This is a genomic window from Paenibacillus sp. J22P143 (assembly GCF_059692035.1).
In genome coordinates this window covers 281,053-305,944 of the sequence record NZ_JCAUAQ010000001.1, presented here as the reverse complement: position 1 = coordinate 305,944, position 24,892 = coordinate 281,053, and the positions used below count along the sequence as shown (strand labels likewise).

The 24,892-nt window shown below is 44.5% G+C and carries 19 protein-coding genes and 1 pseudogene; 16 read left to right on the top strand and 4 right to left on the bottom strand.

Going from position 1 to position 24,892, the window contains the following annotated elements:
• The first annotated feature begins 1 nt into the window (after position 1).
• The 11 genes and pseudogenes from AC58PQ_RS01445 to AC58PQ_RS01395 all read left to right on the top strand — a co-directional run bounded on the left by AC58PQ_RS01445 (position 2) and on the right by AC58PQ_RS01395 (position 12,838).
• On the top strand, positions 2-613 hold the full coding sequence (locus AC58PQ_RS01445) for a PilN domain-containing protein (protein ID WP_497240216.1): 612 nt from the start codon (positions 2-4) through the stop codon (positions 611-613).
• Between the two features lie 8 nt (positions 614-621).
• Positions 622-1,341: a hypothetical protein gene (locus AC58PQ_RS01440; RefSeq protein ID WP_497240215.1), complete on the top strand. Its 720-nt coding sequence runs from the start codon at positions 622-624 to the stop codon at positions 1,339-1,341.
• A gap of 30 nt (positions 1,342-1,371) precedes the next feature.
• Positions 1,372-2,442, top strand: a complete 1,071-nt coding sequence (locus tag AC58PQ_RS01435; RefSeq protein WP_497240214.1) for a type IV pilus twitching motility protein PilT — start codon at positions 1,372-1,374, stop codon at positions 2,440-2,442.
• The gene (locus tag AC58PQ_RS01430; protein WP_497240213.1) at positions 2,443-3,642 is read left to right on the top strand and encodes an S-layer homology domain-containing protein; all 1,200 of its coding nucleotides are present in this window, start codon (positions 2,443-2,445) and stop codon (positions 3,640-3,642) included. It begins immediately after the preceding gene.
• A gap of 16 nt (positions 3,643-3,658) precedes the next feature.
• Positions 3,659-6,034 (top strand): vWA domain-containing protein, encoded by a 2,376-nt coding sequence (locus tag AC58PQ_RS01425; RefSeq protein ID WP_497240212.1) that lies wholly within the window; start codon positions 3,659-3,661, stop codon positions 6,032-6,034.
• A gap of 36 nt (positions 6,035-6,070) precedes the next feature.
• The gene (locus AC58PQ_RS01420; protein ID WP_497240211.1) at positions 6,071-6,601 is read left to right on the top strand and encodes a type IV pilus modification PilV family protein; all 531 of its coding nucleotides are present in this window, start codon (positions 6,071-6,073) and stop codon (positions 6,599-6,601) included.
• A gap of 6 nt (positions 6,602-6,607) precedes the next feature.
• Complete coding sequence (locus AC58PQ_RS01415) at positions 6,608-7,147, top strand: PulJ/GspJ family protein (protein WP_497240210.1); 540 nt, start codon at positions 6,608-6,610, stop codon at positions 7,145-7,147.
• 26 nt (positions 7,148-7,173) lie between these two features.
• Complete coding sequence (locus AC58PQ_RS01410; RefSeq protein WP_497240209.1) at positions 7,174-9,075, top strand: hypothetical protein; 1,902 nt, start codon at positions 7,174-7,176, stop codon at positions 9,073-9,075.
• A 35-nt stretch (positions 9,076-9,110) separates the two neighbouring features.
• Positions 9,111-9,461, top strand: a pseudogene (locus AC58PQ_RS01405) (response regulator); the annotation flags it as partial.
• Positions 9,462-10,765: 1,304 nt separating this feature from the next.
• The gene (locus tag AC58PQ_RS01400) at positions 10,766-11,545 is read left to right on the top strand and encodes a prepilin peptidase (RefSeq protein ID WP_497240208.1); all 780 of its coding nucleotides are present in this window, start codon (positions 10,766-10,768) and stop codon (positions 11,543-11,545) included.
• Between the two features lie 33 nt (positions 11,546-11,578).
• Positions 11,579-12,838, top strand: a complete 1,260-nt coding sequence (locus AC58PQ_RS01395; RefSeq protein WP_497240207.1) for a methyl-accepting chemotaxis protein — start codon at positions 11,579-11,581, stop codon at positions 12,836-12,838.
• Here AC58PQ_RS01395 and AC58PQ_RS01390 read toward each other — a convergent pair.
• From AC58PQ_RS01390 to AC58PQ_RS01375, 4 genes are all read right to left on the bottom strand, one after another.
• Positions 12,820-13,131: a DUF5658 family protein gene (locus AC58PQ_RS01390; RefSeq protein ID WP_497240206.1), complete on the bottom strand. Its 312-nt coding sequence runs from the start codon at positions 13,129-13,131 to the stop codon at positions 12,820-12,822. The two genes, AC58PQ_RS01395 and AC58PQ_RS01390, sit on opposite strands and share 19 nt — an antisense overlap.
• Positions 13,132-13,163: 32 nt before the next feature.
• The gene (locus tag AC58PQ_RS01385; RefSeq protein WP_497240205.1) at positions 13,164-14,057 is read right to left on the bottom strand and encodes a LysR family transcriptional regulator; all 894 of its coding nucleotides are present in this window, start codon (positions 14,055-14,057) and stop codon (positions 13,164-13,166) included.
• A gap of 147 nt (positions 14,058-14,204) precedes the next feature.
• Entirely contained in the window at positions 14,205-16,250 is a 2,046-nt protein-coding gene (gene fhuB, locus AC58PQ_RS01380) for a Fe(3+)-hydroxamate ABC transporter permease FhuB (protein ID WP_497240204.1), read from the bottom strand.
• 11 nt (positions 16,251-16,261) lie between these two features.
• Positions 16,262-17,287: an ABC transporter substrate-binding protein gene (locus AC58PQ_RS01375; protein WP_497240203.1), complete on the bottom strand. Its 1,026-nt coding sequence runs from the start codon at positions 17,285-17,287 to the stop codon at positions 16,262-16,264.
• Positions 17,288-17,523: 236 nt separating this feature from the next.
• Between AC58PQ_RS01375 and leuC the strand changes: the two genes are divergently transcribed.
• The 5 genes from leuC to AC58PQ_RS01350 all read left to right on the top strand — a co-directional run bounded on the left by leuC (position 17,524) and on the right by AC58PQ_RS01350 (position 24,699).
• The gene (leuC, locus tag AC58PQ_RS01370; RefSeq protein WP_497240202.1) at positions 17,524-18,945 is read left to right on the top strand and encodes a 3-isopropylmalate dehydratase large subunit; all 1,422 of its coding nucleotides are present in this window, start codon (positions 17,524-17,526) and stop codon (positions 18,943-18,945) included.
• 45 nt (positions 18,946-18,990) lie between these two features.
• The gene (leuD, locus tag AC58PQ_RS01365) at positions 18,991-19,596 is read left to right on the top strand and encodes a 3-isopropylmalate dehydratase small subunit (RefSeq protein ID WP_477593445.1); all 606 of its coding nucleotides are present in this window, start codon (positions 18,991-18,993) and stop codon (positions 19,594-19,596) included.
• A gap of 249 nt (positions 19,597-19,845) precedes the next feature.
• Positions 19,846-21,288, top strand: coding sequence for an N-acetylmuramoyl-L-alanine amidase family protein (locus AC58PQ_RS01360; RefSeq protein ID WP_497240201.1), 1,443 nt, complete (start codon positions 19,846-19,848; stop codon positions 21,286-21,288).
• A gap of 69 nt (positions 21,289-21,357) precedes the next feature.
• Positions 21,358-21,942, top strand: a complete 585-nt coding sequence (locus tag AC58PQ_RS01355) for a GerMN domain-containing protein (RefSeq protein ID WP_497240200.1) — start codon at positions 21,358-21,360, stop codon at positions 21,940-21,942.
• A 30-nt stretch (positions 21,943-21,972) separates the two neighbouring features.
• Positions 21,973-24,699, top strand: a complete 2,727-nt coding sequence (locus AC58PQ_RS01350; protein ID WP_497240199.1) for an S-layer homology domain-containing protein — start codon at positions 21,973-21,975, stop codon at positions 24,697-24,699.
• Positions 24,700-24,892 lie beyond the last annotated feature (193 nt).

The window sequence follows — 24,892 nt, the reverse complement described above, 5'->3', positions numbered from 1 at the left end:
GATGAGTACAGCCGTACAGAAGCTACAGTCAATCGAGATTAATTTGCTGCAGATGCGGCAAGAAGAACAAGCAGGAACAAGTCCAGTTCTGAAATATGCGTTCATCGCTGCGTTAGTTATCGTTGTTGGTGGCATGGGTTGGATGTATACAAGTGCGAAATCGGAGATCAAAAGCACGAACAAAGCGCTAGAGCAAGTCAATGCGGAGATCAAAGCAGGGCAAAAGAAGCTGGCTAATTCACCGACAGCAGGCGCCATTGCCGATTTCATTGCATTGCCTAAACAACTGATCGCTAGTAAACCTCGCGCTACAGATGTGTTAGATAAGCTATCTGCTCTTATGCCGATGGCATCGAATCTAACATCTCTATCCTTCGGTGAAGGTAACAAGCTGAAGATCACGGGGAATTTCGCGACAAGTGAAGATGTGATTACCTTCATGCAAGCAACGAAAGCTTCCAACTCTTTTATCATCCTATCGACCAGTGGGATGACGAAGGTTGTGACTGCGGCCGAGGATAAGAATGCACCTGTCGTTACTGACCCGCCGCTTCCAGCCATTCAAGCGACATTCGAACTTCAATACCAGACAGATGCGAACAAGAAAGGGTGACCGGACGAATGAATTTGCTTAGCAGCATTAGAAATCAGATCATCTTGGCGGTCATTGTTGCATTGGCGCTAGTGATGGTATATATCAATTTCGTTTCACCGGTACAAAGTGAGAAAGCAACCAAATCCAACCTGCTGATACAGAAAAAAAAGGAATTGGCTGCCTTGAATAGTCGTACGAATGGCGGCAATACCTTAGGGGCAGAAGAACAAGTAAGTCTCTCTAGAACGCGCAACCAAGTCCCGGAAGTGCCAGATGTTGAAGGTCTTATCCGCGAAGTACGGATGCTAGAAGTTATTTCGAAGATGCCTGTAGGAAGCTACAATTTCGAAGTTAGTAAAGCGGCTGATCCTATAGCGCCTGTTAAACCAGTTGCAACACCGAGTACCAAGACAGCAGAAGCTGGAGAAGGAACTACGGCCACTGCGGCAGCCGTTATGCCAACTCTGGCGATCCCTATTAAGCTGAACACGACAGCTAAAGGTGATTATGCACAAATTCATCGCTTTCTCGACGAGATGCAAACAACGAATCGCTTGATGCAGGTGGATAAACTGACTTTCGCAGTGAAGGGTGGAGCGCCTGTTAAGCTAAACGCTTTAAAGCGTGAGATTACCGTTAACGTATCTTTAGTTTCGTACTATGCGCCAGGATTGCAGAAGTTTTTCAAAGAACCAGTCCCAACAACCTATAGTAAACCCGCAGGAAAAACGAACCCACTCTATTAATTCAGTCATGTACCTATAGGAGGAGATACGATGAGTATGCTGGCACCATCGAATTCTGACATGTTATCACTTAAGGATCTGCTGCGTGTTTCGTACGAATCCAAGGCTTCCGATTTGCACATTAATGCAGGTACAGAACCACTGATGAGGTTGCACGGTAAATTGATGAAGGTTGTTGATTCCGTTCTAATGCCTGAGGATACGCTCCGGATGGCGCAAGAAATATTAACGAAAGAGCAGTATGACACGTTATCCAAAAAAGGGGAAGTCGATTTCTCCTTTGAACTGCCTGGGTTATCCCGCTATCGGGGAAACGTATTCAAACAGAAGCGCAGCATCAACATGGTGTTTCGGGTATTATCGACAACAGTACCATCTCTTTTCAGTCTTAATTTGCCAGACCTTGTGCAACAATTTGCCCATAAGCATCAAGGCCTTGTTTTAGTGACGGGCCCAACGGGAAGCGGGAAATCAACAACATTAGCGTCTATCATTGATTTTATTAATGAAACGCAGAAGAAACATATCATCACGTTGGAAGATCCAATCGAGTATATTCATCCGAGTAAGAACTGTCTCGTTGCCCAACGCGAAATCGGAATCGATACGTTAACATTCTCCAACGGGTTACGCGCTGCGCTTCGTCAAGATCCCGATGTCATTCTCGTTGGCGAGATGCGGGATTTGGAAACGATCAAAACCGCGATCACGGCTGCCGAAACAGGGCATCTCGTTCTCGCTACGCTTCATACCCCTGATGCGCCTCAAACCGTCGATCGGATCATCGATGTATTCCCAACCGAGCAACAGAGACAGATACGCGTACAGCTTGCCTCCGTACTGATAAGCGTCTTGTCACAGCGATTAGTACCGCGCATGGATGGCAGAGGTCGAGCGATGGCGCTAGAAATACTGATTAATACACCTGCTGTAGCGAATTTAATTCGGCAAGAGAAGATTTATCAGATCAAATCGGTCATCCAAACAAACAGACAAATCGGGATGCAAACGATGGTTTCTAGTCTCAAGCAGCTTGTTGAGGAAGGAATCATCCACCGAGATGCCATTAAAGAATACGAGATGAGTATAGGAGAGGATTAAATGAAAAAGAGAAACCATGCGATGGTTGTTACTTTGCTCGCAGTGTCACTGATGTCATCATCTTTGATCTATGCAGCGGAGTTGCCAACGAGCGCTGTCACTGCAGTACAGAACAGTAACCCACTGACTACGATTCTAGGACTTGATTATGAGGCGAGGAATGAGCAGTACAAGAACATGAAATTCGCGCTGGCAGGTTGGCAAGTCGGAACGATCATTTCCAAAGAGCCTTACGCTGTCGTCACGCAAGTAGATGCATCAGGTGCACATGTGAAGATCTGGACTGGCGCTATTGCCCGTGATTACAATGACCTCCTTGTATGCTGGGATGAAATCGGTGTTACTCCGTCAGGTACGCTTGATTTCCATGCGACAGATGTAGAAGAGACGACACGTTCCTACTTTGAAAGCGCCTCCCAAGAATCCTATCGTGTAAAAGCTTATCTGGGGAAAATTCCTTGGGCTCATATTCCGACGGATGCCGAAGCTGCTCAGAATGGTGAAGCGAAAGTGACTTCGAATGGTCTAGTTAATGTATATGGCATTGTATTCCAAGATCCAGATCGGGCAGTCGCTCCAACACTGGGCTCTGTGAAGAAATCGACCGATATTCCCGTAGCTATACCTACTTTAAAAGCCTGGAAGCCAACGAAGGTAACGTCCGTGCCTAGCGATGCCGAGTCACATTGGGCGAAGGAAGATATCATAGATTTGATGCAGAAGTCCATTATCGATGGGTATGAAGATAACACCATTCGTCCGAATCGAACGCTTTCCAAGGCGGAGTTCGTCACCCTAGTTGTGAAAGCACTTGGGATAGAACCAGTGAAAACGCCTGTATTAGGTTATGAAGACATGGCAAAGCATTGGGCGACTGGCATGGTAGCATCGGCACAAGAGATGGGCTTACTGGATAAACGTCCTGTTGATTTGAATTTCTCGCCGAACATTCCCATGACACGTATTGAAATGGTCGGTATTGTTGATCGTATTTTACAAAAATACGCAGTGACCCTCAAAACTGGCTCAGCTGACTTCAATGACATTGCGAATGTAACGGCGACGAATAAAGTGGCCCTACAGAACGTAATTCAAGCCGGCATTGTTGGCGGATATGAAGATGGTTCATTTAGACCCCAAGGGTCACTCACACGTGCTGAGGCCTTCAAGGTTATTTCACGAATTATTCATCTGTTATAGGAGGGAGCAACTGATTATGCATTGGTTCCACAAAGTGAAAAAGAAGAGCGCTGTCCTGCTTACCGGGATGTTAGTAACAAGCATGCTGCCAGCTATTATCGGTTCGAATGCCGCCTATGCGGATGTGGTAGACAATGGGTGCTTAGCCATTAGCGGGGTAGGAAATGTCCCGGTCACGAACATAGAGCGCAATCAACTCGTTACCATTAATTACACGTTAGATCCAAGTGGTACACATACCGTCACACAATCGAGGGATCCGATCGATATCGCTTTCGTAGCGGACGTTTCGGGCAGTATGGACTATCATATGAACAAAAGTGACAGCAGAACGCCGATTCGTATCGATATTCTGAAGAGCGCTTCTGCGACCTTGACGAATAAATTTAAAACTGTAAATATGGGTGACCGCTTAGGACTTATTAAATTCAGCACATCAGCTTCGAAAGTGCTTGACTTATCTACGAACTATACGAATGTTCAAAATGAAATTAACAAGTTGGATGCTGGCGGTAGCACCAATATTGATGATGGTTTAGCGAAAGCGAAAACGATGCTAACGGCTGCTGGAACTAAGCCCGTGAAGCAAATCATTTTGCTAACGGACGGTAAAGCTACCGTATGGACCGATGAGAATGATGGCAACAAACAGAAAACGGGCGATACCTCAGCAGCAAGTGCAGCTCGTGCAGATGCGGATGTTCTTGCGGGACTCGGGATCAAAGTCTACACGATTGCTTTAGCGACACCTGGTTCGGATGAAATTGACCTTGATTTGCTACAGTACATTGCTACAAAGACAGGTGGAACAGCCTATCAAGCAAGCTCTGCGAGCCAGCTTTCAACCATCTTCGATAACATTGCGACTACGATTGAAGCTCCTGCTCAACTCAAGAACGTCACCCTTCGTCAACCGATTCCAGAAGGCTTCGTGTTGGCACAAGGCGAGAATGCTACGAATGTGCGGTATGATGCTGCCAAGCATGAAGTTGTCGTTGATGTTGGAAATATTGATTTTCCTTTTAATCAAGACAAGATCAATCTAGCGATCAAATTGATTCCTGATACGGCTGCAGGTGATTATCCCATACAAGACGCGAAGGTGACTTACCGTGATGCATGCAGCACGAATCGACAGTTTAACATTAACTTCGGTACGCAATTCTCCGTTAGTATTCGTATCGTTGATAAATATGGCAATGTCTACATTGGGAATAGTGCTGGTGAAATTCAACGCTTGCGTTACAGTGATAAACAGAAGCAATGGACCGTTGATAATAAGGATGTAGCGGTTTCGGATATTCGATTCGTTGATGATCTGCATTCTGTTGTACGGATTGATTACAAGGATGGCACAACGGAAGAATTGGATTTAAAACCAACAGCTCCAGCTAATTATGAGCTTGTTGATGCCAAGGGCAATCCGATTAATGAGAATGGCTGGCATCTGGGGCCAGGAACGCTTCGCTCGGTTTCTGGATCAGCTACACGGCTACCAAGTTCGACGGTCTACGCGAACGATGATTTCAAATTGAATTACATCGCTGGATATGAGAATTCAGTAGATGGTGGAAATTGGAGAATCCAAACATCGGCGGGTTTTGTCATTCCGGATGGGAATAGTGTGAATTTCCAAACGCGTGCATTTACGTATGCCATCAGTGGCAGTTCTTCGATACCGATTGCAGGGAATGCGGCAACTGGGAAGGTTTCCTTAGACAGTACAGGGCCCATTATTAGCTGGAGTAAATCCATTGTGAACCCAACAGACGATGGCATTATTTATATCACAGCGAAGGATGAATTAAGTCCAGTTACAAGTGTCAAGGTGTGGTTTGATAATAAATCAATCTCGATTTCCTCTAGCTCACCGAAGATGACGAAGAATGGGAATACGTATGCATTCCGATTAAGTGATGTGGTCGGGTTCGAAACGGTAGAGAAACGTCAGGGCTGGCATCAAATCCAATTTGAAGCGACTTCGATGGGAGGTATGACGACAACGGCACAATCGCCAGAGTATTTCGTCGTCAATCCAGGTTTGTCAGCAACATTGCGTGGTGTGAATTATACGACGGGTGATGTTTCGGATAAACCTGTAAGTGTTGTTGTTGAGAATGAGAAGTATCCCGTCGTTGACCGGACCTTTGGCAGTGTTAAAAAGGATGGTTACACGACGAAAAGTATGTATTACGTGATTAAACAATCCGCAACTGAACCAAATGCTAGTGAATGGAAGCCATTGGGGGCCAAACGATTAACCGTAACTACCAAAACGAATACAACGTCAGGTACCTACTATGTATTCCTGAAGCTAGTGGATACGGACAATATTGAAATGGTACAGCAACCGCTAGTCATTCAATTCGATACCGAACAGAACAATAATTAGGTTGCTTAAACGGTGATGGAATAAGGAGGACTAACGGTGCGCCGCAAAGTACGTGTGAAGCAAATTCAACCTAATGAAGACGGTATGTCACTCGTGGAAATCTTGATTGCCGTAACGATTATGTCGATTATAAGCGTGACACTGATGGGTTATTTCACTTCTGCCGTAGATAAATCAGCGCAGGAAAGTCGCAAAATCATTGGAGCGAACTTAGCGCGATTGAAAGCAGCTGAGCTTCGCGATTCCTTTAAGGATGGCTATGATAGTGCCATTATTGCTGAATTGAGCGATAAACCTAAATTCACTGGTGATCTAGCAAGTAACGGGTCTGAGTTGATGAAAGGAAGGTTAGCAACGACAGATATCAATGGCACGATGTACCACTATTTGGTTGAGCTCGAACAAAGCTCTCCAAGGTGGGAGTCGTCAGATCCATTCCGCAATGATGCGGATGCGTATTTGGCCCAAATGTACGTGACGGTATATTGGTCAGGTCAAGAGTCGCTCGACACACCATCAGCTAAATCATCCACGACACTCGATACGTATCTTATTAAAAGGTGGTAACGCCACATGAAGCGCGATGAGAAAGGGATGTCCTTGATTGAATTATTGGCTGCCATAATGATCTTTGGTATGGTAGCCTCCATCCTGTACTCCTTTATGCTAATGGGCGTGTCGATGTATAAACGAGTCACGATGGAAACCCAGATGCGTAACCAAGGAGACGGGATTTACAGTCAGATTATTTCGGAGCTGAAAGAAGCGATCTACGTCCAGGATGAGGGAATCGATAAGAAGATTATCCGATATGCCAAAAAGAGTGATGATGCCAAGGTGTACATTGAGCTTTATGAGATGGAGATCATTCCGAATCCAATCGCCGGTGGCAAGATTGAAATTAGACGGGCAGGGACGAATGTGGTTACGAAAGAATTCCAACTTGGAAGTAAATTTACAATAAGTGAAGGAAGCTTAAGTGAAGCAAGCCAGACGCATGACCGTGTACAAGTGACATTAGAGTATGCCAGGAGTAACGCGGATCAATTTAAAATAGCTGATAGTCCTAAGCTTGTGATTGATTCACAAATTCCGCTATTTCGTAATGAATAAATGGAATGGATTGGAGGAGGCATGGATTGAACTCTATGAATGAAGACAATAAAGGCCTCCAACCAAGGATGCACAATGAAGAAGGCTCTGCACTCGTTATTGCCTTGTTAGCTGTTGTATTGATGACCATGATGGGACTTATCCTCATGGGTGTACTCCGAGGCGGTGCCATACAAGCTGCGACGTCTGAGTCAAGTGTTCAAGCGGAAGCTATCGCACAAAAGGGATTAGATGACACGCTAGCACAAATCCGGCGAGCCGTTGCTAATGGGGAATCCATTGGAGGGACGAATTACCGGAGCCGCATGCGGAATGTTGAGAATCAATTATCCTTGATGCTCCCCTTTATTGATAAAGAAGTAGGCGTCGAGGGAGACGAGAAGGATAACAATGGTGAAATGGTTAAGGCCAAGAAAGGGCAGTATCAAATTGATATTCTCTTAGCCAAAACGGTCATTAATCCAGAATCAGAATCACCTGTAAAGGCGCTAGCTAGTCCAGACTTTCCTTATGTACGGAAGTTTATAATCAACTCTCGCGGGATCATGGAAGGAAAACCCTCTACCGTTGTTTTGAAACAGATGACCGTATATGTGAGTACGATTAACCCTGTGTTTCGTTATCCAGTTTCATCTGGAGGTGATCTGGTGTTAAATGGAACGCCATCGATTACAGGCGATATGTTTGTTGCGAATCATCTTTACATTCGAGATGAAGCTCTGTTCACTGGTTTAACAAACGGAGCCAACCGAAGTAAATATGGCATCCAGACAGGACTTCCTGAGATCCGTGGTTTCATTCGAGTCAAAGGCGATGCGGATACAATAGCTCCTGGTAAATTTAATTTTACTCAGTCTGATGGTGTAAGCGAGTTTCCACCCCTAACGAACACAAGTGAAATCGTGCAACCGGTTCATTTTGCTCCACAGTATTTTCCATTAGAAGATCCTACCCTGGATGAAGACGTAGAAGTTGATGTAGAAGGGTATGTATCGAATAAAACACAAACCAATTTAGAAGCTAAGTTAGCCGATTTAGGTGGGTATAAAGTGCCTGAAGCTAGCCCTGTGGAAGTAACATTGTTTGAAGATTTACCGACAAGTAAATTGTATAACGATCAATGGGTGACCGTTGATGGGAACGTCACGGTGAAGGATGCAGCTTCAGCTACAACGGATGCGGATCTGTTCGTGAATTACGGTGTCCTTACCATGGCTAACAAAGATGCTAAACTTTCACTTGCCAATGGCTCTGTGTATGTAAAGTCGCCAGATCCGAATCTAATTGCGGCTGATCTGCGAGGGGAACTTTCCTTGCAAGCTGGTAAATTCTTAGCCGTGGATGGCAACGTAACCTTGAATGACGGGTTTCATTTTCCGAAGGGAACCATGTATATCAAGGGTGATTTGAAGATCGTTGGTAATGTGTGGCTGGAAGGTACAGTCTATGTGGATGGCAATGTGGAGCTGAAGCAGATGACTTCGATCAACAAAGATGAAAACGCGACTGAAACAGAAACCAAGCTCCAAAAACCGCTTATTATTGTCGCCTCAGGGGAAATTGTGCTAGGGAATAGCTCGAATGCTGGCGTTGAGAATGTTCGTGCATTCTTCTATACGAAACAAGGCATTCGCTTATATGGTGTAATGTCGAAGTTGAAAATTGAAGGTGGGTTGCATGGTGGTGTTGGCGGTGTTGAACTCAATGCGGTGCGAGGTGACTTGACCACAGGCGGAGGTAGTACGGTTAACCGATATCAAGGTAGCTTAGACTGGAATAGAGACGTTCCTGAAGTGCAATTGAACAATACAAAGCCATCGAGACTTCAAATTTTCTACGACGATAACTTATATGATTATCCGCCTGATGGCATTCCAACAACCAATCATTTCAATGTATTTGTGAAGAATGTAAAATACATCAAGTAATGACAGAATTACCATTCTGGAAGGAGGTACCTGCAATGTCATTTCAAATTCTGGTCGTTGACGATACGAAGTTTATGCGCAAAATGTTAACGGATATCTTGAAACAATATGGTCACGAGGTAGTCGGAGAAGCTGAGAATGGAAGACAAGCTGTTCAGAAGTACGAGGAGCTTCAGCCAGATATTGTCCTGATGGATATTACAATGCCTGAGATGGATGGTATCGAGGCGATGAAGGAAATTCGCCTTCTGAATCCTACCGCGGTCGTGCTCATCTGTTCAGCGATGAGTCAGCAAGATCTTATCTCGGATGCGCTCAAAGCAGGCGCGAATGGCTATGTGATGAAACCTTTTAAACCGAACCGCGTGAATGAAATTGTACGTAAATATGGTGTTCCCCGTGTGATCGGGCAAATGATTCCTCAAGAACTGCAGCGTCAAGAGGTTGCTCCCACGGAGCTTGAGGTCGTCCATACGATGATGGATAACGACGTGCCAAAAGATCAGGTTGCAGTTGCCATGGAGGTATCCCAGGAACCAGTTCGTATGAATTCTGTTGATCAAGCCTACTCTGAGCGTAGCGAATTACTGCCTACAGAGCTGGATAATGAAGTCCTGAAGCATATTGATGCACAACAAGCTACTCCACATGAGATGAGCAGTAAGCTGGTCTATGAAGAGACGAAGGAACCAGAGGTTGCTGAACTTCGTTCTTCTTCAATGGAACCAATAATGAAAGCGCCTTATCTGGAAGAGAAGAAACCAGCGAAGCCTTCTCAAGTCGTCAATGCCTTAGAGGTGTTACTTGCCTTTGCCGAAGTGGCCGAGACAAAAGAGACTTCGATGGTTGTAGAGTCTCAGGACAACGCAGAGCCTGAGCTACCCTTAATCACATCTGATGTGGATCGAACATTAGAGATGGAGCGTCTTGCAGCTGTGATGCAAGGAGACGTGGAGCCAGAGTGGGAGCTTATGCAGCAGGAGACCGGCGGTACACAGATGTATGATCGGTTAGAAGCTGTTGAAGTTGCAGAACCTGTAGAAGCCGCAAAAGCGGTTGAATTCATCGAAGAAGATGAAGCTGTTGTTCTAGTCGAGGCACAAGAATTCGTTGAGCCGATAGAAGTTGTGCAGGCAGTTGAAGTAACAGAAGTGAATGAGTTTACAGTTGATATTCCTGAGCGTGAGTTAAGTTTGGATGACCTGAATGAAATGACACTTACAATGGAAAATGAGGTACAAGCAGCTGCGTCGATAACCGTACCTTCTCTTCCAACACCGAGCGAGCAGGTATCTACAAACGCAACGAACAAGTCTCAGGAATCGACTGATATGTTTACAGGAGGCTTAAAGGCTGTGAATGGCGGTAAGATCATTAACTTATTCAGGGGGAATGGACCAATGAAAAATTTCACAAGCAGTGTTATGTGTAATTGGAGTGAGGAAATGAACGGCGATATGTCGCAATACTTGGTCGTTTGTACAGAAGCCGAGAATAAGATCGAGATCGAAATGGCAACAGCAGGCGGGCAGAAGCAATCCATTACAGTAACGATTGAGAGCTTTAATCAATTAGCTGCCTGGTTACAGGTTCAATTGGGGACAGCCCCGGTAAGTAATCGTGAATATGCCAAGAAAGCAGATTTCTAAATAAGGTTTACTGAGGTTAGTCATCAAGAGGGGGTTTGGCGATGGGGTGGGAAGCATGGAGTTACACAGTCGTATTGTTCATAGTGGGTGCTTTGTTCGGTTCGTTTTTTAATGTAGTGGGGCTTCGGGTACCGAAAGGCGTATCTGTTGTAACCCCGCGATCTAGCTGTGGAGGCTGTCGGCGTCAGCTTAACGCGATAGACTTGATTCCAATCTTTGGATGGTTCATTCGGAGAGGGAAATGTCACACATGTGGTGCACATATATCCCCTGTGTATATCGTTGGAGAGTTGGCAGGAGGCCTATTATTTGCCGCCCTTCCCTTCCTGGTTAGCGTAAATGAACTATGGATTGCCTACCCACTTGTGTCTGTGCTTCTCATTCTAACAGTGAGTGATTTAGCCTACATGCTGTTGCCCAATAAAATCATCTATCCAGCTATGCTTCTTTTTACAGGTTTACGGTTGTTTGTTCACCCTCTGCCAATTTGGCATTATGCAATAGGTTTTGTGGTAGGAGGAGGCACACTGATTATCGTATCTCTTGTTGCAACTTGGATGGGGAAGCCGGCTATGGGCTTTGGGGATATTCGATTGATGGCATTAGTAGGACTTGTAATGGGAATCAAGCTTGTGCTGTTATGCATCTTTCTGTCGGCGCTGCTTGGCAGCGTCATCGGTGTGGCTCTTATCGCCTCAGGTAAACTGGATCGGCGTTCACCAATTCCCTATGGTCCTTTCATCGCTGTCGCTGGTTTAATCTGTTTTTGCTTCGGAGACCCATTGTTGACGTGGTACATGGACCTCATCTTATGGCAGTAACACTACATTTCGTAAAAGAGAGGTCGATCTCCTATGAACTGGTTTCTAGCTCAATCGTTCCGCGCTAAGCTTCAACTTGGTTATTATACCGTAGTTGCCTTTTACACCATTATTATCCTCATCCTGATGCTAACGTCAGACGTTTCTGTGATCTTTGCTTTATCTTCGTCTCTCATCCTGATGGTGTTCAGCTTTCCTTATGTTCGGTTCTTGGAAAAAGCGTTAACAGAGCCGATCGATAATGTAACACGTGTGGCGATGAATATTGCAAAAGGAGATTTCACACAAACGGTCGATGCTTCTTCAAAGGATGCGTTAGGCGACATGGGACGTTCCTTTAATGCGATGATTGTGAAATTGAAGGAGCTTCTGAATGAAACAGCCTCGATTTCCAAGCATGTGGCGGACTCAAGCCGTGATATTTACCACAAAAACGAAGGTATTAATACGATGATTGTTGAAGCAACCGGATCCGTAACTTCACTTGCAGAGGGAGCGAATGAGATCTCATCTGGTGTTTTCAAAAGCTTTTCCGTTGTAAAGGAAATTGAAACAAAGATCACGGATTATGTAGATTCAACGCATGAAATGAACAATCGCTGCGGCAAAACACTCGAACTGGTGAAAAAAGGTATGCGCGCGGTCGAAAGTCAATCAGAGAGTGTTTCTCATATTGTTCTTGCAACAAGTAATGTATCAGGGACCATCGATGATCTGGTGAAAGAAGCGGCTGGTATCTCATCCATCACTCGTACGATTTCTGAGATTGCCGAACAAACGAACTTGCTGTCCTTAAATGCTTCGATTGAAGCAGCACGTGCTGGCGAACATGGAAGAGGATTCTCCGTTGTTGCACAAGAGGTACGCAAGCTGGCTGAAGAGTCGTCGAAATCGGCGAAGGGTGTATTCCATATGGTACATAACATCGAGAATAGTATTAAAATGGCCCAGAAGAATATTCAAATCAATGAGGAAATTGCTCGTAGGCAGACAGAATCGATCGAAGCTACAGAAAAGATATTCGGTGAGATGGTCGAAAGTATCCAATTCATTACCCAACGAATGAGTGAGTTTACGGGAGAAAGTCAGAAGATGTTGAACGCGGCGCAATTCATCACGGGCACCATGGAAAACATCTCTGCGATTACGCAGCAATCTGCTGCCGGCACAGAGCAAGTTTCGACTTCGATGGTGCAGCAAACACGTTCGGTTAAAGCGGTCGTTATTCAGTCCGAGCAAATGCTTCGGATGGTGACGCAATTACAGCGTACGATTCAAATATTTAAGCTTTGAGAAATTGAAGTTGAGATCCAGAAGGCATGCATGAGAAGAATACCCATATAAACGACGGTCGAGAAGCGGAATAAATGATGGATGAACACACGCTTGCCGACTTTCGCCGCAATGAAAAAGAGTGAAACGGGGAGTATGATTTTAATCCCATAGAAAGCCAAGTAGCTATGTTCATACAGAAATTTCATGACTGGATTGGCTTCACCGATTAGTTGCAATCGGAGCCCCATATCAGTTAATCCTGCATCCAACAAACTCGCCATACATAGGAAAATGATTAATGTTCGGCTCATAGGGTTCCCTCCTTGGGAGATCGTAGGTTATGCTAACGAATCGTTAGCATAACCTCTTTCATTGTGGAGATAAAAGCTTCGGCAGCCTTCGAAATATAGCGGCCCTTGCGATAGGCAATAACAAGTTTACGTGTCGGATTGCCTTCAATAGCAAGATTGACAGGTGAAAGTTCACTTAAACTGCGTTTAGAGATAAGGTAAGGGACGAATGCGATTCCCATTCCTGCGGCAACGAGGGATTGAACCGTTTCCATATTACTGGATTCAAACACGATTCTAGGCGTAAACCCGGCTTCTTGGCATAGGTCCAGGGTCAGTTTACGAAAGCCTTGTCCCTTTTTTAATGCGATAAATGCTTCATTTTCTAGTGCCGCGATGCGAACAGGCTTTTGACTCGATGCAAGCGGATGATGAGGTGGAACGGCAAGCACGATATTTTCTTCGAGCAAATTCTCGTAAACAAGCGATTCCTCGCGAAGGGGTAAAGATAACAGTGAGATATCCGTCTGACCGTTAACTGTTAAAGTTTCTAAGTTGGTAGACGTTTCTTCAACAAGGGAAATCTCGATATCGGGATAAGCCGCTTGAAAGACAGGTACGACGAATGGCAAAATGGTTGATCCGGTAATTGGCATACTGCCGATGACGAGTCGGCCTTTTTTCATTTGGGAAATGTCTTCCATTTCCTTCTTGAGACCTTCAATCATATCGAGTATTTTTTGGGATTTCTCTACAAAAAGGGAACCGGCATGCGTCAATTCAACTGAATTGGTGCTCCGTTGAAATAAGAGTACGCCAAGTTCTTTCTCCAGCTTGGATAATTGCTGGCTCAAGGACGGCTGGGCGATATGGAGTTTCTCGGCCGCCCGAGAGAAATTCCGCTCTATGGCGATTTGGATTGCGTATTGTAATTGACGTAATTCCATGAGAAAATGCGTCTCCTTTTCATCGTGCTAGAAGGCTATCATATCAAGCTTTGTGGGACGTTTCAAGCAGCAATATAGGAATAAATACTCAAAAAGCAGTGACCGCTGGATTCATCCAGTTTTCACTGCCTTTCTGGGTAAAAATAGTTATTTTCGAATTGTACTGCGATACATCAAGAACAATAAATACGGAGCGCCGATGACAGCGACGACGATGCCAGACGGAATCTCTTTGGGAATGAGGATCGTTTTCCCTATAATATCAGCCGTTGTAAGCAGGATAGCCCCTAAGATGGCCGAAAGCACGACCGACTTCTGATGATGTTGTCCCATGAAGAGACGAACAGCATGTGGCGCTAGTAATCCAATGAAGCTTACGGTTCCAACCGCGGCAACGGCAATCGCAGCAACAAATACACCGATTGCAGCAGAAACCAGCCTTGTTTTCTGCAACTTCAGACCTAGTCCAATAGACACGTGGTCACCAAATGCTAATAGATCTACACGCCGACCAAGCAGCCAAGCACTTGGCATCAGAATGATCGTTGTGATCAGTAGTTGGATGACTTCTTTCCAACCTCTAGCATAGGTACTGCCTGACAGCCATGTAAGCGCTGGGGCGGCACCGAGTTTGGATTGGATCACGAGAAATTGAATGACAGCGGAGCCGATTGCGGAAACTGCAATTCCGACAAGAATCAGAACGACGGGATTTAGTCCCTTTTTCCAAGCTAGGGCATAGACGCTGCCCGCGGAAAGAAGTGCTCCGATAATAGCACCTACAGGTACCCAAGTAGCAGACGCTGTTGGCCAGATCGTCAACACGAGCAGGGCACCCATTCCGGCACCGGATGTCACGCCAACGACGGATGGGTCAGCAAGCGGATTGCGCACAGCTCCCTGCATCATTGAACCAGCAACGGCTAAGGAGGCGCCAGCGAGCGCCGCAACCAGAATGCGAGGCAGGCGCAAGTTCAGAATGACATTGCGAGCCATTTCTTCGCCATGCCCAGACACTACGGCAATAACATTTGATATCGGGATATGCAAAGCACCTGCAGTTAAGCCGAAGAGCACCAAGACGATAAGGGCAATAGCAGATACCACAACTAAAAGTGGATAGGGTATGTTGGTGCCTACGTAACCGACGCTCATAGAGCTGCTCTCAGCAGAAGCCTTCATTCGAGAACCGCGGATTGCCAGCCAAATTAACCATGGTGCGCCAAGTAAGGCGGTTACGGAACCTGCAGGAAGTTCGCCGAGTGTACTGTGGAACATTTTAGCAATCGTATCCGCACCAAGTAAAACTGCGGCTCCCCAGAGCGCGCTTCCTGGAATCAATAAGCGATGTCGTTGTAAGCCAATTAATCGGACAAGATGAGGTGCGATAAGGCCTATAAAACCGATGGGTCCTACGACGCTAACAGTCACACCAGCGAGCAAAATCGCTGCGGCTAGAGCAACTAATCGAACTAGGTTGATTTTCTCACCTAATGAAATAGCGGTTTCTTCGCTTAAAGCAAGCATATCTAACTTTTGATGGTACAGAAAAGCAACGACGAGCCCAATGCAAATCCAAGGGAGCGCATACTGGACACCTTGCCAATCGTTCTGTCCTAATGCACCTGAACCCCACATGAATAAGCCATTTGTCGCTTCCTCATACATGATTTGTAGTCCGCTTGTGAAAGCAGAGAGTACGAGTGTTACAATCATGCCAGCAAGTGCCATGCGTAGAGGTGAGCTTTTGCGGCCGCCTGACATGTAATAGGCCATAACTGCTGCGCCACATGCCCCAACTAACGCTAAAAGTAGGGCATGATCCGATTTCAAGGCTGGGAAAAAGACCGCGGCCAAAACGATGATGAAATAGGCACCCGCATTCAAACCTAATGTTGAGGCGGATGCGAGTGGATTACGGGTGACGGTCTGTAAGAGTGCACCTGCTACAGCAAGTGCAGCACCTGCAAGCATACCTATTACTGCTCGCGGCATGCGAATCCCCCGCACCATTAAATGGTCGGGGGTATCTTGTGGAGATATCAAAGCTTGAATAACCGTATGAACGGTAATGTTCGCTTCTCCATGCGTTAAGTTGAGAAAAAGCAGGAGGCAGAGTGCAAGCCCCCCACCCCCAAATACAAGGAGAGATTTCCACTCGATATGAACGAATCGATTCGATTTCGAGTTCATCGCAGGTTGGATCATTTCGTTAATGAAGCAGCAGTTAGCTCAGCAAATAATTTGGCAGATAGTGGTCCGCCGAAAGTCCAAGTGTTGCCAGGAAGCTTAAATGTCTTGTTGTCTTTTACAAAGGAAAGACCTTTCCATACAGCGTTGTCTTTTAATTGTTTGTCGAATACATTATCCGCATCTTGAACGATGTAGAAGAAGTTCGCATTTTGAACAGCAGGTAAAGCTTCTACGGAAGCAGTTGCGAAGCCATAAAGCTCAAATTTAGAGGACTTATATACATTTTTCAACCCGATGCGCTGCATAATTTGAACGACCATGGAGTTGTCGGTGAACATACGTAGAACGGCATTGTTTTGGTTGCTGAATGCTTGTGTTAAAGCGAACTCGGCGCCATCCTTTTTAGCAGCGACTAATTTCGCTTTTGTATCCGCGAAGGATTTGTCTAGATCAGCAAGAATCTTGTCTCCTTCAGCTTTCTTACCAACGATATCTGAAATTGTTTTGAATGTAGTAATCATATCGGAGTACTGATCGCCTTTTCCTTCAGCTGGGTAGGATTCAAATGCGATCGTTGGTGCGATCTTGGAGAGAGCTTCGTAGTTTTTACTCGAACGCAATGTGCTTGTAATAATCAGATCTGGCTTCAAGCCAGTGATTGTTTCTAAGTTAGGCTCTTGACGAGTTCCTACATCGATAACAGAAGCATCAAGTGCTGGCTTCACATTTACTGCTGTATTATATCCTTTATTATCAGCGGAACCTACGGGTTGAAGGCCAAGTGCAAGTATATCTTCTGTGTATGCCCACTCCAATGTAACAATGCGTTTCGGTGTACCTTTAATTGTCGTTGTTCCCAAAGCGTGTGTAATTGTCTTATCTGCAGCAGGTGTTGCAGTTGGTGCCACACTTGCAGCGGCAGCGGCAGCGGCGCTTGGTGAAGGCGATGTTGTTGTCGTTGAATTTCCGCATGCAGCGGTTACCATTAACGATAGTAGTGCGATTGAAAAAGTAAGTGGTTTAAATATGGTTTTCACAAAAATTTCCCCCTAATCATTCTTTTTACATTTTTTGAATCGATGGCCAATTCGAGTTCACTAGGAGAATGATAATCATTATCAGTTATTATGTCAACAATATTTTCCTATATAGGATTTAACTATCAAGCTTATAGTTATTATATCTTGGAACTATGAGGCAATCCGTGCTAAATTACTATATGAGGGTAAGACATTAGCAAACTAATGCGGATAATGACAAGAGGTGACTGGATATGAGTAAAAAGACAATGTTCGAGAAGATTTGGGATAATCACGTTATTAACCAGGAAGATGGCAAGCCCAGCGTTATTTATATTGATTTGCATCTAGTACATGAAGTAACTTCACCGCAAGCTTTTGAAGGACTTCGCATGTCCGGTCGTAAAGTACGTCGTCCTGATTTAACTTTTGCAACCATGGATCACAACGTGCCTACGAAAGACCGCTTTAATATTACAGATCCGATCTCCAAACAACAAATAGATACACTATCACAAAACTGCCGTGACTTCGGCGTTACATTGTTTGACCTAGATAGCCTTGATCAAGGTGTTGTACACGTTATGGGTCCTGAGCTTGGTCTTACACACCCAGGCAAAACGATCGTTTGCGGTGACAGCCATACTTCAACTCATGGCGCTTTCGGCGCACTTGCTTTCGGTATCGGAACAAGTGAAGTTGAGCACGTAATGGCGACTCAAACTCTTCAACAATCCAGAGCGAAATCCCTGGAAGTTCGTATCACAGGTAACTTGAAGCCAGGCGTAACTGCGAAAGATTTAATCCTTGGTGTTATCGCGAAATACGGCACTGACTTTGCTACAGGATATGTTATTGAATACACAGGCGAAGCAATTCGCGGTCTTTCCATGGAAGAGCGTATGACGGTCTGTAACATGTCTATTGAAGGTGGAGCTCGTGCAGGTCTAATTGCTCCTGACGCTACGACATTTGACTATCTACGTGGTCGTGAATATGTACCGCAAGGTGCTGACTTCGACGCAGCAGTAGCAGAATGGTCCAACCTAGTAACAGACGAAGGCGCTACGTATGATTGGGTATTGGAATTCGACGCAGATACGTTGATCCCGCAAGTGACCTGGGGAACAAGCCCTGGCATGGGGACAAGTATCACAGCATTGGTTCCAGATCCGCAAAGCTTTGAAACAGAGAATGAACGTAAAGCTGCTGAAAAAGCGCTTGAATATATGGATTTAACGCCAGGAACACCTATGACAGAACTAAAAGTGGATTATGTATTCATCGGTTCTTGTACAAATGGACGTATCGAAGATCTTCGTGCAGCAGCTAAGATTGCACAAGGCTACACGGTAGATCCAAGCGTAACAGCAATCGTAGTACCAGGTTCAGGTCGTGTTAAAATTCAAGCTGAAAAAGAAGGCTTGGACAAAATTTTCTCCGAAGCTGGTTTCGAATGGCGTGATGCAGGTTGCTCGATGTGTCTAGCTATGAACCCTGACGTGCTACAACCAGGTCAACGCTGTGCATCCACGTCTAACCGTAACTTCGAAGGTCGTCAAGGCCGCGGCGGACGTACACATCTTGTATCCCCAGCAATGGCTGTTGCAGCAGCGATCAAAGGTCATTTCTATGACGTTCGTGATTGGGAAATCAAAGAATACCAACAAGCTTAATTTGAACTAGTTTTGCTAAAGCAAAACTTTAAGGAGAATGAAACCATGGAAGCTTTTAAACAACATACAGGTCTAGTAGGCCCTGTTGATCGTGTAAACGTAGATACAGATGCAATTATCCCTAAACAATTTCTTAAAAGAATTGAGCGTTCCGGGTTCGGACAATTCCTTTTCTTCGAGTGGAGATGGGACGAAGCAGGCAACGTCATTGAGAACTTCCCATTAAATCAAGAGCGTTATCAAGGAGCTTCCGTTCTGATTTCCAGAGCGAACTTCGGTTGCGGATCATCCCGTGAGCACGCGCCTTGGGCGATTCAAGATTTCGGTTTCCGCGTCATCATTGCGCCTTCTTACGCAGACATTTTCTACAACAATTGTTTCAAAAACAGCATTCTGCCAATCAAATTGTCGGAAGAGCAAGTTGAAGACTTGTTCCAACGTACTGCGAAGCACGAAGGTTACAAGTTGAGTGTAGATCTTGAGAATAACAAGCTTACAGACGAATACGGTCTTGAAATCCAATTTGACTTGGATGAGCACCGTCGTCAATTCTTGTTGCAAGGCTTGGATGACATCGGATTGACGCTTCAGCATGAAACGAAAATTACTGCATATGAGCAAGCTCACCAAAAGCGTTTAGCTTACAAATAAGCTGAGTTCAAAGAGGCGTATCCCCTGATTGGGGATGCGTCTTTTTTTTGCATATTAGTTGGAGCGATCTAGCAACTTTTGGCAGTTTTCTACGTCTAATAGATTACCAGAATGTCGAAGTAAAGGAGGTTATGCTGTCAGGTTTAGGTTAATTTTGCTATAATAACAAGGATGCTGATAGAGTGATAGAGTTGGCTAAATGGCTGATTAGTTACATCCCCCAATACCGACATTACATAGAGGTGAATGATGAAATTTCCTGCATTTTGTTTGTTTTTGCTAATTTGTCTGCTGCTCATACCAACTACTGCCTTGGGAGCTGAAGCTCCCAAGCCGATTAAGCTGTTTATGAATGAGAAGCTGCTGGATTCCGTCAATGTTCAGCCGCGAATCGTTAATGGTACTACCATTGTTCCTTTACGCATTATTGTGGAACAAATTGGTGCCCTAGTGACATGGGAGGAAGCTACTCAGAAAGTAACGATTAAAAAAGATAATATCAATATTCAACTCGTTATCAATACGACGACGGCGACCATTAATGGAAAGAAAGAAGTGTTAGAAGTAGGACCTAAGATCGAAAATGGCTCTACGATGCTTCCACTGCGATTCATCGGAGAGGTACTTGGGATTGAATTTAAGTGGGATGGAGCTACATCTTCCGTCCATATGTATAAAAACAATGATGCTGACTCAAATCCCATAAAGGGACCCACTGAGGTTGAAAATCCCGACGGAAATACGGCGAACCCAGAGACGAAGCCTACGGGAACGAAGCCGTCAACAGGAACAGGTACAGGAACGACATCACCTGCCACGATGGGTCAAGTGATAACTTCCATTGAGCTAACTGAAACAGAATTTAGTGTCATTGCGGAAGAGGGTAGCTTGAAACCGGAGGTGTTAACCTTATCGAATCCTTCGCGACTTGTGTTTGATTTCCCGAATACGACGCTGGATGACTCGCTCAAGAAATTGCTAGTTAAGAACTCAGGCGAATTACCTTCTAAGCAGCCGCTTGTGACCAAAGTGCGTTTCTCCAATTTCAGTGACAATCCGGCTACGGTGAGAATTATTCTGGATTTGAATGGTCCGATAGACTACCAACCGCAAACCACTAAGCTACCCAATCAGTGGAAGGCTACGATTGGTGAGCGTAAGTTAACCGTCATCCTCGATGCTGGTCACGGCGATCACGATCCAGGTGCACTTTCCATAACAGGTAGACACGAGAAGGAATTTACACTGGCTACAGCGAAGAAGGTAGAGGCGTTATTAGCGAAAGATAAGCGAATTCATGTTCTGATGACGCGTTCTGACGATATCTTCATACCATTAGATGATCGTGTTTCTTTTGCCAACGATATCTCCGCAGACTTATTCTTATCGATTCATGGGAACAGCGCAAAAGCAACGGTATCCGGTACTGAAACGTACTATAACAGGCCAGAAAGTTTAGATTTCGCCAATGTTATTCATAAACACGCCGTTCCAGCTACAGGTTTTACTGATCGCAAGGTTCGAGAGGGTGACTTTCGAGTTATCACCAAAACCACCATGCCTGCTGTATTGCTTGAGGTTGGTTACTTGTCCAATAAGAATGATGAAGCCGCTATGTACAAAGAGGCATTCCAGGACAAATTAGCGGCTTCACTTGTTGCTGCTATTAAGGAATACTTGAACCTTAAATAAGTATGGAGAACATGAAGCGGAAAAAACTAGAATAGGTTGGCTAGACATAACCGCTAAGGAGTGAAAAAGATGAACAAAACAAGTCGCCTAGTTCAAGGAGCGCTCCTTGTAAGTGCCATCACGTTGACTATTACGGCCTGTGGCCAGAAAAATCAATTATCAGGAGCTGCCACTGCGGCACCTCAAGCTACATCTACACCGGCTGCAACAGTTCTTGCACAAACAGCAACACCTAAGCCAACTGTTACGCCTACTAAGCAGCTGCAGGTAAAAGCCTATTACAGTGACCTAGATGAAATGAAGCTTATTGAAAAAGTGGTTACAATCAGCGTGGAGAAGGATTCTGACGCTTATGAGGCTGCACTGAAAGTACTTCAAAAAAGTGAAGACCCGAAAGCAATTCCATTATTCGATGATTTGAAATTTACGAGTGTGAAGTTCGATGCGGCCAAAGGTGAAATGAAGATTGATATGGCATTTGGACCTAAAACGCAATTGGGTGCTCCAGGAGAAGCTTTATTCTTACAAGCACTAAAGAAAACTATTTTCCAATTTCCAGAAGTGAAAACCTTATATGTACTCAAAGATGGTAAGCAAGTAGATAGTTTAATGGGACATATGGAGCTTCCATACCCCTTGAAACGACCTAACTAAATAGGAATTGTAGAGGAGTTAACATTTATTATGAAAAATAAGAAATTGGCGAGTGCTATCGTAAGCTCTTTGATCATCACTAGTCTAGCAGGCACGCCGATCCTTGCAGCACCCGCAAATCAAACAACTTCAACTGCAGCCTCCAATGCTAATGTTCGCTTATCCTTTACGGATGTGAGTAGTGATTACTGGGGGATTCGTCACATTTCCAAGCTAGCCTTAGAGGGAGTTATCGAGGGGGTAGGGGATGGTATCTATTCACCGGAGACTTCGGTAACTCAGCAGGATGTATTAATTATGGCAACACGGATGATGGGCTTGCAGTTGGATGTGGATACGTTAGCGTCAGAAACGGTTTTTCCTGATTTCATGTTAGTTGATAAATATGCTCGTAACTATGTGGCGTTAGCGCTGCAAAAGGGCTTAATTTCAACTGAGCAAGAAAAATTGAGAAGCCAAGGCTCGAAGACAGTGGGCATTTGGGGACAACAAAAAGCTACGAGAGAATGGGTGGCAGAAGTCGTGATTCGCGCCATAGGGAAAGCTTCTTTGGCAGAAAGCTTATCTACGAAGGCAACGTCATTTACAGATAACGCTCAGATCAGCAGCGGTACATTAGGATTCGTCAATGCCGCATTTGCTTTGGAAGTCGTAGATGGGTTCGAGGATGGCTCTTTTCAACCGAAGGGCCTAGTAACACGTGCTCAAATGGCGACATTCCTAAGCCGTTCACAAAAGAATTTGACGACATTGCCTGAACGCGCTGTCAAAGGGTATATGACTAGCCTGACTAGCGGCAGCATCGGTCTGATGGATAAAGACGGGAATACAAGTACATACAAGATATCGAAAGATACGGTATTTTTCGGGAACAAAGATGATCTTGCTATTTCATCTAAAGAATTGCAAGAAACCTATGAGATTTCACTTGTTCAAGTGAACGGCACAGCTTACTATGTTGAAATTCTAAGCGATGTGCTGCAAATGGACGTGCACGAGGGGCAATTGCTGAAGCTTAACCTGACAACGATGAAAGCGACCCTAGACGATTATGAGAGCTACGATTTAGCGTCGGATGTTGCCGTAACAGACATCGATGGACGCGGAAAAAGCTTAGGGGAGCTCGTCGCAGGCAGCACGATCCAAATTCGTAGAAGCCAGCTTGTGGACAGCGACGAATACACGTCAATCGTTGTTAAACAAATTCCTGTGAACAAAACAGCTATCGGTGATATTGAAACATTGAACAAAGATGCGATGCAAATGACATTGCTTGAGCCCACCTCAGGGGAGCCGGAGACATTTGGTTTCTCAAGTAATTTAATAGCCACGCTTGCTGATAACACATTAATTACTGTGGATGCGATTCATGTTGGAGATACGGTTGAATACACGGTAAAAAATAGTGAAATAGTTAAGATTGTCGTTAAAAAGCAAACTGATGTAGGTACCGTCATTGAAGGAACCTTCAAACAATTTACAGACGATCAATCCACGATTTTAATTAATAAGACATCGGGTAAGACGGTAGATGCCTTTGAATTAAGTAACAACACGCGAGTTGTTATTAGTGGCTTAGCGAATGCTAGCATTTATGATTTGGCTGCTGGTGACCAATTGAAGCTTGATGTATTGAATAATAAGGTTACGATGATTACGGTAACGAATCGTTCGATTGAGAATGTATATTTTGCAAAAATTGTTAGTTATCAGGACTCATCCAAATTTTTATCTGTAATCGATCATGCAGGAAAACCGCATGCTTATATTTTAAGTGACAGTGTGTCGATCTTGTACGCGGGGAATAAGCTGCCTTTTTCAAACTTTACTAGCGTATTCCCAGCTGGAAAATACGTTGATCTTCTAGTTTCCAATGATACGGTTAAGCAAATCCAAATGTCCTTACAATTAGACGGTTCGTTAACACAGCTAAATCTGCAAACCAACGACCTGACGTTGAAAACAGACAGCGGGCAGAGCTTTACATTTAAAATTAATTTTGCCCCAACAGTCGAACTTGCCAATAAGCCTAACAGTACACTTGCGGACTTGAAAGTCGGGGATAATGTTAGTCTATTGCTTAGTTTTGATCAAACGATTATTACCAAAATCGTCACTAGTAAAACAGAGGTGTATAAAACCTTAATAACGAATCCAGCCCTGAAAGTGGCTACGGTAATAGATAGTGCGAATGTGTCGTCTGTTATTAATTTGGATGGCGTTCCAATCGTGAAAGCAGATGGAAGCAGTGCTTCTTTCGCAGAACTAGCTATTGATGATTATGTGAAATTTACTTTTAAAGGGCGTACTGTAACGAAAGCCGAGTTAGTTACGCCGATCCGTGGTAAAGTAACTGCTATAAATGCATCAGGCTCAAGCTTGACAGTTCAAGATTTTACTGGTAAAAGTCAAGTTGTTAACGCAGGCAGCAACTACAGTGTGAAACTGGGTGGTGGTGTGGATTGGAGCTTCTCCTCGATTAAAGTGGGGGATCGTGTTCAATTGATGAAGGATATCAATGATAAATTACTTATCCAAGTTGCTGTAGCTTCTAAACGTGAATTTGATCAATATAGCTCTTCGTTGAACCAATTGAATGTGAAAGCTGCTGGAGTAGGGGAGCGTACATCGTTTAATTTGTTCCCAAGAGCCTATATACATGTTGGCTCAACAAATGTGTTACCAACTTCATTCGTAGCTGGTGATCCATTAAATATTTATGTCTTAGATGATAAAATTGTTGAGATTGAAAAGTAGGCATGTGAACAAAAGTAAGAGGTCATCCGTCTGTATTTGAGAAGCCAATCTTCTCGAACAGGCGGTTTTTTTCTGATTTTCAAAAAAAAATCAGTTTTTTTTAGAAAATGTTCGCATTTTGACGCTTACAAGGATTGATTATGAACTAACAATTCGCTAAACTGGAGAATATTACGACCCTAAGGAAGATCAG